Below are 8,933 nucleotides of genomic sequence, written 5' to 3' on the forward strand. Positions count from 1 at the left end.
TATCTCGTATCTCGTATCTTTTACTTATGATTCGAAAAGTTATCGCCTTTCGCCAGTCGGTCGTAAAGCACAACATTCACTGATGCCGCTAGATTCATACAGCCGTTGGTCGGAACGTAAATCGTCTCACGACAGAAATCTGTGATTTCTTTCTTTAGCGTGCCATCTTCTGGGCCAAAAATGTAAAACGCACGTGGTGGGTGCTTGTAATCAGGTAGAGGCTTAGCACCTTCAATCAGATCAACAGCAACCGGCACGCAGCCTACTGGAATAATATCTTTCAGCTCTTCAACACCAATCAAAGGCAGGGCTAAGTGCTTTTCTTTGGTATCGGTATGGAATTTTCGCGCATGGTCGTAGCGTGTGCCAGTGTAAAACACAGAGTTGGCGCCGTAGCAGCCAGCTGCTCGCATCACTGAGCCTACGTTTTCTGGCGTCTTTGGGTTAACTAGGCCAATGCAGGCATAGCCTTTTGATTGTGTGTCTGTTTTTGCTTTGGTCATAATCAGTGAATCTAACGTTGATGATGAAAGTGATGAATCACGATGGAAAATAGCGTGATAAAAATAGCCGAGCAATGGGCTCGGCTAACTTTTAACTCGCTTACATGAATACTTGTTTACTCATGCAGATGAGCGTCAACAGCGGTATTAGTCGCGTTTCCACAGCATGTGACAGAACTTATGTTCTGGATCACGGCTGATTAACATGCGAGCAAATACGTCGTCTAGAACGTCATCAGCTTCATTCACAAGACCAATGCGCACTTCAGCGTAGATCTCTTTGTTGACTTCAAAGCCAACATGTTCAACCCAATCATCGCCAGTTTCAACAAGCTCTGCTGCGCCACGATCTTCAAACTGAGCAGTGAAAAGAATCACGTCTGCAGGCTCTAGGTTGTCAGGTGCCATCTCTAGGAAGATGTCGTATGCAGTGTCAATTGCGTCGTCATAAGACATTAGGTCGTTAGCTTCGGTCATAATAAGTATCTTAGCTTGCGCGGTTCATGTATTTACGTTCAGCAGTGTTTACTACTACTTTGTCGCCAGTCGCGATGTATTCAGGTACTTGAATAGTAAGACCTGTAGAAAGACGAGCAGGCTTAGTACGAGCAGACGCTGATGCACCTTTGATTGAAGGATCAGTCTCTTCGATAACTAGTTCAACAGATGTTGGTAGCTCAAGCGTTGCAGCGTTGCCGTCGATAAGGATCGCGTACATGCCTTGAGTTTCTTCGTTGATGAACAGTAGTTCGTCTTCGATAGTCTCACCGTTGAAGATGAATTGTGTGTAATCTTCGTTGTCCATGAAGATGTACTCGTTGCCATCAACGTAAGAGAACATTACTGCACGCTTAGTTACGTCAATAGTTTCAACAATTTCGTCAGCCTTGTGGCGAACTTCAGTTTTAACGCCAGTTGCTACATCGTTACCACGGAAGCGGTAAATCTTTTGGCCGCCACGGCCGCCTGGTGTTGTTACTTCGATATCTTTAACGATCACTGTTTTGCTTTCTACTGTGATAGCAAAACCTTTTTTAATTTCACTTGCTCTAGGCATTTTGTGTTTGTCCTTAGTGGGTCTATCCGCTGATTATATCTCGGAGATGCTATAAATAGGAATAGCTTGAATCATAAAGTCACCTAGGCGATCATAGAGTTATAGTTAAATCATTATTTTATTTACCGAAACGACCTATGCAGCTACCCGTTATTGACCCAACACAGCCTTTTCAACCTGAATTTCAACCTGTGGTTAACGATCTGATTACCTTTCTAAAAGGTGGGTTAGGATCTAATCTGCACAGTATTTATATTTATGGCAGTGTGGCTCGTAAGCAAGCCGTCTTCGGTCGCTCCAATCTAGATGTGGTTGTGGTGACCCATCGACCGTTTCCTGACCAACGAACCACTTTGTTGAACACCATCAAATGGCGTTTCCAAAAGAGCTTCCCGCAGGTAACTCAAGTGGCGATAAAAACTACCTTAGTGAGTGAGATAGTCGATTTCGACAATATCTTCACTTGGGGTTTTATGCTCAAGCATTTAGCCGTGTGTGTGCATGGTGAAGACTTATCAGACTGCTATGGTGATTTTGAAACAAGTTGGGAAATCGCTAAGCACTGGAATATGGATGCGGAAAACTGGTTGGCGGTGTATCGCAACAAGATCGCACGAGCGACAACGCCAGAACAACAAGTCGCTGCGCAGGTGATTATTGCCAAGAAGCTTCTACGGGCGAGTTACTCACTGGTGATGTACCGCGATAAATATTGGTACGATGATCCTGTTGAATGTGGCCAACAGTTCTTGAAGTATCACCCAGATCGAGAAGTCGAAATTCAAAGGTTGGGTATTTTACTTTCAGGTCGACCGATTCCGAAACGTTCAGTGATAGGCATTCTGGATGGGTTTGGGGAATGGCTGGTTAAGCAGTATCAGAAAACTGAATTTCGAATAGGGTAGATCTTCATACTCTACAGATACAAAAAAGCAGAGCGAATTGAACACTCCTCTGCTTTTTTTGTTCTGATTAAACTCAGACAAGAATCTTAGAATAAACCTAATTGCTGCCCGCTAACTCTCTCAAAATCTAATCCAATAAAAGGCAAAATCGCTTCAGCCACCGGCTTAATCTGCTTATCGATATAATGCTGATAATCGATAGCACTCTTCAAATACTCTTTAGGCTCTGGGCCATTCAAGGTAATTAAGTATTCAATACGTCCTTTATTTTGGTATTGAAGTGGGCGCCCTAGTTTTGCATTGACCTCATCTGCCATTCTAGCTGCTCGAACTTGTGGTGGAATGTTCTTTTGGTATTCATGTAATTTGCGGCGTAAGCGCTTTTGATACACCAATAAATCATCATGTTTGCCAGCAGAGGTTTCATCAACAAACTGTCTGACGTAGTCGGTTGGATCTTGATCGTGAAACACCATCTCATACAAGGTTTGTTGGAATTGCTGTGCGAGAGGTGTCCAATCGGTGCGTGCACTCTCAAGCCCTTTAAATATGATCTTTTCTTTATCGCCTTGAGTGATTAATCCGGCATAACGTTTCTTCGAACCGGTTTCTGAACCTCTAATGGTCGGCATTAGAAACTTGCGATAGTGAGTCTCGTATTCCAATTCGAGTATTGAGGTTAGGTTGTGGGTCTCTTTTAAGTGATTCGTCCACCAATCGTTGATGTAAGCGACCAGTGTGTTCCCGATCTCGTCTGCTTTTTGCTGATCATAACTGCCGTTCAGAGACACGAAGGTTGAATCGGTATCGCCGTAAATCACTTGATAGCCTTTGTCTTCGATCAGAACCTTGGTTTGCTTCATGATCTCATGTCCACGCATGGTAATTGAAGACGCTAACCGGGTATCGAAGAAACGACAACCAGACGAACCTAACACACCATAGAATGAGTTCATGATGATCTTAATCGCCTGAGAGAACGCTTTCTCGTTGTTCTTCTTCGCCACATCACGTGCAGCCCAAAGGTTTTCGATCATCTCGGGCAAGAAGTGTTTAGAGCGGTGGAATTGCCCACCTCGAAAGCCATCAACGGCTTGGTTTTCTGCTGGGCCTAGTTCAAGCTTCAACCCTTCAATTAGTCCCATAGGGTCAATCAGAAACGAGCGAATGATCGATGGATACAGGCTCTTAAAATCGAGTACCAAAACCGAGTCGTAAAGATTGGGAATTGAATCCATCACATAACCGCCGGGGCTCGCAATCCAATTCTCTGGCTCTAAGTTCGGTGCGACATAACCCGCTCTGTGGATTTGAGGCAGATATAAGTTAGTAAAGGCCGCAACAGAGCCACCAACGCGATCCAGCTCAACACCGGTTAATCGAGAGCGCTCAATCGCGAAGTCGAGTAGGTGAGTGTGCTCGAAGATGCTGTTTACCAGTACGCAGTCTTGAAGGTTGTACTTAGCGAGTGAGGGTTTATCGAACTTAAACATTCGGTTTATCTCATCCATACGGTCATGAACGTTATGGATGTCTTTGCCTTCCCCAAGCAGCTCTTGCGATACCGACTCAAGAGACCAAGAACGGAAGTGGTAGGTCGCTGTCTTGAGCATATCAATACCATCCAAGACAACGCGTCCCGGAATCGTGATAAAACCTTGCTGATTTTGAGCAGAACTGCGGAAAAAGCTCGGTTGGTTGTCTCTGCCGATGTTGAGCTTCACTTCGTTCCATTCTGAACGTTTGTGCAGCAGCCTAAAATCGAAGTCGATAACATTCCAGCCAATGATGATGTCAGGATCAAATTCAGAGAACCAAGCTATCATGGCTTCAAGTAGCGCTTTCTCGTTGGCAACCCATTGGATATTGGTTTCAGCTTGTTGTGCTTCACCGACCATGATTACTTGGCTGTCCATCGGGCTGTCTAGGCCAATTGAATAAAGCACGCCTTTTTCCGAACACTCAATATCAAGCGAGACCACAGATAGACTGGGTAAGTAATCACCTGCTCGGCATTTTGCGTTTGAGACTCGACGATGCTGATTTTTTTGCACAGCAGATCCGGTGAACTCAATACTTCCCTTGATAAAACGTTCCATCAAGAATCGATCGGCGAGTCGAATATCGCTTTCAAAGGTTTGGATTTCTTCGTTGTGAAAGGCTTGCGCTAAACCAAAGCTGCTTCTCGACAGTGAGGTGTAACACGCGGCGAGAGGTGTTTGCTCGAATGTGGCTAATTCTAGAGGCTTAAATTGGCAATCGATCGACTCTTTCGCTGCGATTGCCTGACATGCCTCAACGTCAGATTGAGCGACAAAAAATACCGGTTTTTCATTTTGAATCGTCAGCAGAGTAGGGCCTTGAGGGGTGCTTAACCACAAGTCGATTTGTGTGCGCCCTGAAAAATCTCTTGCTTGTCTTGTGAGTACAAAGCCTTGCTGAATATCCAATGTAGTAACCTATTGAAATGGGGAATCGAATACTACCATCTAGCGACCCTCTGCGCACAAAAGGCAGTAAAAATACTAACTAAATTCTAGTTAGTAGAGGCAAATAACGGGACTCTATAAGCAAATAAGTGAAATTGTCGCGAATGGTTATTCAATGGTATTGAAAATATCTTTATCTTATGTAATTTTATTGGGTGTTGTTTTAACTGGTTGATTTTTAGAAAAAGCTTGTTGTTTTAGTTAGCTTATTTGTTAATAAGTACTTGCTAAAGTTCGTGTTTCAGCACATATTCAACAGAGCTTTTTTTTAGTAATTAAGTTAAGATGTACTCAATGCTGCGATCCACTGTTCCTTTGTTCAATTGTTTCAAACAGATGAAATGACACAGTGGTTGCAGAGCCAATTAATAGTGTGGAGATACAAGTTTGATAAATGTTTTCCTTGTAGATGATCACGAGCTGGTTCGCACAGGGATACGACGTATTATTGAAGACGTCCGTGGAATGAACGTAGCAGGGGAAGCTGAAAGCGGTGAAGATGCTGCAAAATGGTGTCGTACTAACAATACTGACGTTATTTTGATGGATATGAATATGCCTGGTATTGGTGGCTTAGAAGCAACCAAGAAGATCTTGCGTTTCAACCCTGATGTTAAAATCATCGTTTTAACTGTTCATACGGAAAATCCGTTTCCAACTAAAGTGATGCAAGCTGGAGCTGCTGGTTACCTTACTAAAGGGGCAGGTCCGGATGAAATGGTAAATGCAATTCGAGTGGTTAATAGTGGCCAACGATACATTTCACCAGAAATTGCGCAGCAGATGGCTTTGAGCCAATTCTCGCCTGCGTCTGAAAATCCATTCGCAGACTTATCTGAACGTGAACTTCAAATCATGATGATGATTACCAAAGGTCAGAAAGTGACGGATATTTCAGAACAACTCAATCTAAGTCCTAAAACAGTCAACAGTTACCGCTACCGCTTGTTCAGTAAGCTGGATATCAGTGGCGATGTAGAGCTGACGCATTTAGCGATTAGACATGGAATGTTAGACACTGAGACCCTTTAACACTGAGATCGTATAGTGACCAACTTGTTTGACTCAGTCTCATTCCTCAAGACAGTAACAGAGCAGCCCGGCGTTTATCGAATGTATAACGCCGAGGCTGCCGTTATTTACGTCGGTAAAGCTAAGAACCTCAAAAAACGCCTTTCCAGTTATTTCCGTAAAAAAGTCGACAGTGAAAAAACACGCGCTCTAGTTAGTAATATTGACAAGATCGATGTCACTGTAACGCACACGGAAACAGAAGCGCTCATTCTTGAGCACAACTACATCAAGCAGTACTTGCCTAAATACAACGTACTTTTGCGTGATGATAAGTCGTACCCTTATATTTTTATTAGCGGTCACAAGCATCCTCGTTTGTCGATGCACCGTGGTGCTAAGAAGAAAAAGGGCGAATACTTTGGTCCTTACCCTGATTCCGGCGCTGTGCGTGAGACGCTACACCTAATCCAAAAGATTTTCCCTGCCCGCCAGTGTGAAGATACGGTTTATGCCAATAGAACGCGCCCGTGTTTGATGTATCAGATTGGTCGTTGTGCTGCGCCATGTGTTAGCTCAATCATCTCTGATGAAGAGTACAGTGAACTTATCGACTACGTTCGTCTGTTCCTGCAAGGGAAAGACAAATTAGTCCTTGAGACGCTCATCGACAAAATGGACAAGGCAAGCCGTGAGCTTCGTTTTGAACAAGCTGCCGCTTTCCGTGATCAAATCCAAGCGATTCGACGTGTGCAAGAACAACAATACGTATCTGACGATTCAATGGAAGATATGGACGTGTTGGGATTTGCTCAAGAGAATGGCGTAGCGTGTATTCATATCTTGATGATTCGCCAAGGCAAGGTTTTAGGCAGTAGAAGCCATTTCCCTAAAGTTCCCAACAATACGGTGCGAGAAGAGGTCTTTTCGAGCTTTTTAAGCCAATACTATCTTGCGCATAGTGAAGCGAGAACCATCCCAACCCGTTTGATTCTCAATGCCGATTTGATGGAAGATGTCACACCGATTCAAGAAGCCTTGTGTGAAGTAGCGGGTCGTAAGATTCACTTCAATACCAACCCTTCAGGTACTCGAGGTCGTTACCTTAAATTGTCTAATACCAATGCATTGACGGCTATTACCACCAAGATTAATCACAAGATGACGATTAATCAGCGCTTCAAAGAGCTCCAAGAAGTGCTGTCGATGGATGCTATCAAGCGCATGGAATGTTTTGATATCAGTCATACCATGGGTGAAAGCACGATTGCGTCGTGTGTGGTGTTCAATCAAGAAGGCCCGGTTAAACCAGAGTACCGTCGTTACAACATCACCGGCATTACAGGTGGCGATGATTATGCAGCGATGGCTCAGGCGCTTGAGAGACGTTATTCGAAGCAACTCGATGTCGACAAGATCCCAGACATCATCTTTATCGATGGTGGTAAAGGTCAGCTAAACCGCGCTCATGAGATCATTTCTCAATATTGGGGTGATTGGCCGTTTAGACCAAGAATGATGGGTATTGCGAAAGGCGTGACGCGTAAACCGGGTTTAGAAACTTTGGTAACCCTTGAAGGTGAAGAGTTTAATTTACCTAGCGATGCACCAGCGCTGCATCTTATCCAGCACATTCGTGATGAGAGCCATAATCATGCGATTGCAGGGCACAGGGCGAAACGTGGTAAAACGCGCAGAACCAGTGCTTTGGAAGGAATTGAAGGGGTAGGACCTAAACGTCGTCAAGCTTTGCTGAAATATATGGGTGGCTTACAAGAACTTAAGCGTGCAACTGTCGAAGAAATAGCCAAAGTGCCGGGCATTAGTCATTCTTTGGCAGAAAACATTTATCAAGCATTGAAACAATAGTAAAAATCCCGCACCATTAAAGCGCAATTAATAAGAGCCCAATAATATGCGTTTGAATATACCTAACATTTTGTCCTTACTGAGACTATTTTTGATCCCAGTATTCGTTGTCGTTTTCTATCTACCTTATCAATGGGCTCCTTTCGCTGCTGCGATGGTGTTTTGGGTAGCCGGTTTCACTGATTGGCTAGATGGCATGCTAGCTCGTAAGTTAGGGCAAACGTCTCGCTTCGGTGCCTTCATTGACCCTGTGGCTGACAAAGTGTTGGTCGCTACGGCTCTTATCCTGATTACAGAGCATTACCACTCTATTTGGATAACTATTCCAGCCGTGACCATGATTGCTCGTGAGATCATCATTTCAGCGCTTCGTGAATGGATGGCTGAAATCGGTAAACGCGCAAGTGTTGCGGTATCTTGGGTTGGTAAAGTCAAAACGGTTTCTCAGATGTTCGCCCTTTGGGTACTTATCTGGCGCTATGACGATTGGATGGTGTGGGTAGGTTACATTGCACTGTATGTCGCCACCGTTCTTACTTACTGGTCAATGGCACAATACTTGATGGCTGCCAAAGACGATTTGTTAGACGAAAAACATCATTGATGAAGAAGCGAGCTGAGGCTCGCTTTTTTGATCTTTAACCTAAGGTTAAGTTATCAATAGTGGATATCTAATGTGATATAGATCTCCTTTGAATAACCCGCTCACAGTGTGTTTTGAACATAAAGTCAGCTATTTGGCCTGTTTCGTATGAAATCTATTCAAACGAATTAAAAATACAAAAATAATATTGACTCAATCGTCTGAATCCGTAGAATGCATCCCGTACCCAAGACGATGGCAATGAGCGATTCGATTGGAGTTACTAAGGCGCCTTGGCAGAGTGGCTATGCAGCGGATTGCAAATCCGTGGACCTCGGTTCGACTCCGGGAGGCGCCTCCATTCTCTCTTTCTTCTAGAAAGAATTTGAATGAAAATGCGATACTAGCTCAGTTGGTAGAGCGCAACCTTGCCAAGGTTGAGGTCATCGGTTCGAACCCGATGTATCGCTCCAAATTTTGTAATGTTGATTCATTTTGACATTAAGATGGTGTTTT

The 8,933-nt window shown here is 44.0% G+C and carries 8 protein-coding genes and 2 tRNA genes; 6 read left to right on the plus strand and 4 right to left on the minus strand.

Annotation, left to right across the window (positions count from 1 at the left end; genetic code table 11):
- Positions 1-20: 20 nt before the first annotated feature.
- From AB4507_RS22475 to yeiP, 3 genes are all read right to left on the minus strand, one after another.
- The gene (locus AB4507_RS22475) at positions 21-503 is read right to left on the minus strand and encodes an RNA methyltransferase (protein WP_017061495.1); all 483 of its coding nucleotides are present in this window, start codon (positions 501-503) and stop codon (positions 21-23) included.
- A gap of 147 nt (positions 504-650) precedes the next feature.
- Complete coding sequence (locus tag AB4507_RS22480) at positions 651-980, minus strand: HI1450 family dsDNA-mimic protein (protein ID WP_372183440.1); 330 nt, start codon at positions 978-980, stop codon at positions 651-653.
- A 10-nt stretch (positions 981-990) separates the two neighbouring features.
- Positions 991-1,560, minus strand: a complete 570-nt coding sequence (yeiP, locus tag AB4507_RS22485) for an elongation factor P-like protein YeiP (RefSeq protein WP_017055115.1) — start codon at positions 1,558-1,560, stop codon at positions 991-993.
- 137 nt (positions 1,561-1,697) lie between these two features.
- Between yeiP and AB4507_RS22490 the strand changes: the two genes are divergently transcribed.
- On the plus strand, positions 1,698-2,465 hold the full coding sequence (locus AB4507_RS22490) for a nucleotidyltransferase domain-containing protein (protein WP_372148949.1): 768 nt from the start codon (positions 1,698-1,700) through the stop codon (positions 2,463-2,465).
- An 86-nt stretch (positions 2,466-2,551) separates the two neighbouring features.
- On the opposite strand, the gene AB4507_RS22495 is transcribed toward AB4507_RS22490, so the two are convergent.
- A complete protein-coding gene (locus AB4507_RS22495) occupies positions 2,552-4,915 on the minus strand; it encodes a DNA polymerase II (RefSeq protein ID WP_372148946.1) in 2,364 nt (787 codons plus the stop codon).
- 426 nt (positions 4,916-5,341) lie between these two features.
- Here AB4507_RS22495 and uvrY point away from each other — a divergent pair, with 426 nt between their 5' ends.
- The 5 genes from uvrY to AB4507_RS22520 all read left to right on the plus strand — a co-directional run bounded on the left by uvrY (position 5,342) and on the right by AB4507_RS22520 (position 8,890).
- Complete coding sequence (gene uvrY / locus AB4507_RS22500) at positions 5,342-5,986, plus strand: UvrY/SirA/GacA family response regulator transcription factor (RefSeq protein ID WP_004729778.1); 645 nt, start codon at positions 5,342-5,344, stop codon at positions 5,984-5,986.
- 15 nt (positions 5,987-6,001) lie between these two features.
- Positions 6,002-7,834, plus strand: coding sequence for an excinuclease ABC subunit UvrC (gene uvrC, locus AB4507_RS22505; RefSeq protein ID WP_372183443.1), 1,833 nt, complete (start codon positions 6,002-6,004; stop codon positions 7,832-7,834).
- 46 nt (positions 7,835-7,880) lie between these two features.
- On the plus strand, positions 7,881-8,438 hold the full coding sequence (pgsA, locus tag AB4507_RS22510) for a CDP-diacylglycerol--glycerol-3-phosphate 3-phosphatidyltransferase (protein ID WP_017061490.1): 558 nt from the start codon (positions 7,881-7,883) through the stop codon (positions 8,436-8,438).
- Between the two features lie 266 nt (positions 8,439-8,704).
- A tRNA-Cys gene (locus tag AB4507_RS22515) sits at positions 8,705-8,778 on the plus strand.
- Positions 8,779-8,814: 36 nt separating this feature from the next.
- A tRNA-Gly gene (locus tag AB4507_RS22520) sits at positions 8,815-8,890 on the plus strand.
- Positions 8,891-8,933: the final 43 nt, after the last annotated feature.

Source organism: Vibrio sp. 10N.222.54.A3 (genome assembly GCF_041474095.1).
GTDB lineage: Bacteria > Pseudomonadota > Gammaproteobacteria > Enterobacterales > Vibrionaceae > Vibrio > Vibrio crassostreae_C.

Bases quoted from the DNA above. Each gene is read 5' to 3' on its own strand.
- AB4507_RS22475 (WP_017061495.1), bottom strand. From the start codon at position 503: ATGACCAAAGCAAAAACAGACACACAATCAAAAGGCTATGCCTGCATT.
- AB4507_RS22480 (WP_372183440.1), bottom strand. From the start codon at position 980: ATGACCGAAGCTAACGACCTAATGTCTTATGACGACGCAATTGACACT.
- yeiP (WP_017055115.1), bottom strand. From the start codon at position 1,560: ATGCCTAGAGCAAGTGAAATTAAAAAAGGTTTTGCTATCACAGTAGAA.
- AB4507_RS22490 (WP_372148949.1), top strand. From the start codon at position 1,698: ATGCAGCTACCCGTTATTGACCCAACACAGCCTTTTCAACCTGAATTT.
- pgsA (WP_017061490.1), top strand. From the start codon at position 7,881: ATGCGTTTGAATATACCTAACATTTTGTCCTTACTGAGACTATTTTTG.